The organism is Aureivirga marina, assembly GCF_015767265.1.
In the GTDB taxonomy this organism is placed as follows: domain Bacteria; phylum Bacteroidota; class Bacteroidia; order Flavobacteriales; family Flavobacteriaceae; genus Aureivirga; species Aureivirga marina.
Map to the genome: position 1 here is coordinate 1 of NZ_JADPIB010000025.1, position 1,257 is coordinate 1,257.

Consider the following 1,257-nt stretch of genomic DNA (forward strand, 5'->3'; position numbering starts at 1 on the left):
AACTGTTGTGGAAGATACACTTTCAGATGATCCAGAAACTGTGGCAGATAATGATGAGACGATTACTGCTTTAAATCAAACTGGAACAATTGAATTAACGACAAATGATTCTTTAGATTTAGGAGCAGATGGAATTTTAAATGCTGGCGATGTCATCATTTATACAATTGAAGTAACAAACACAGGAAATACAACACTTAGTAATATTTCAGTAACGGATTCAGGAATTGATTTTGGAACAAACCCAACAACTTCAGCGAATCTAAATGTGGGAGAAACAGAGACTTTCACAGGAACTTATGTTTTAACCCAAGTAGATATTGACAGTGGAAGTTACTCAGTACAATCTTCGGTTACATCAATGCTTCCTGATGGAACAACTGTTGTGGAAGATACACTTTCAGATGATCCAGAAACTGTGGCAGATAATGATGAGACGATTACTGCTTTAAATCAAACTGGAACAATTGAATTAACGACAAATGATTCTTTAGATTTAGGAGCAGATGGAATTTTAAATGCTGGCGATGTCATCATTTATACAATTGAAGTAACAAACACAGGAAATACAACACTTAGTAATATTTCAGTAACGGATTCAGGAATTGATTTTGGAACAAACCCAACAACTTCAGCGAATCTAAATGTGGGAGAAACAGAGACTTTCACAGGAACTTATGTTTTAACCCAAGTAGATATTGACAGTGGAAGTTACTCAGTACAATCTTCGGTTACATCAACACTTCCTGATGGAACAACCGTTGTGGAAGATACACTTTCAGATGATCCAGAAACTGTGGCAGATAATGATGAGACGATTACTGCTTTAAATCAAACTGGAACAATTGAATTAACGACAAATGATTCTTTAGATTTAGGAGCAGATGGAATTTTAAATGCTGGCGATGTCATCATTTATACAATTGAAGTAACAAACACAGGAAATACAACACTTAGTAATATTTCAGTAACGGATTCAGGAATTGATTTTGGAACAAACCCAACAACTTCAGCGAATCTAAATGTGGGAGAAACAGAGACTTTCACAGGAACTTATGTTTTAACCCAAGTAGATATTGACAGTGGAAGTTACTCAGTACAATCTTCGGTTACATCAATGCTTCCTGATGGAACAACAGTTGTGGAAGATACACTTTCGGATGATCCAGAAACGGCAGCAGATAATGATGAGACGATTACTGCTTTAAATCAAACTGGAACAATTGAACTTACAACAAATGATTCATTAGATTTAGG

1 protein-coding gene is annotated in these 1,257 nt (G+C 35.6%); it reads left to right on the forward strand.

Going from position 1 to position 1,257, the window contains the following annotated elements:
* On the forward strand, positions 1-1,257 hold a 1,257-nt coding region (locus I1A51_RS17615; RefSeq protein ID WP_449500868.1), incomplete at both ends, for a DUF7507 domain-containing protein.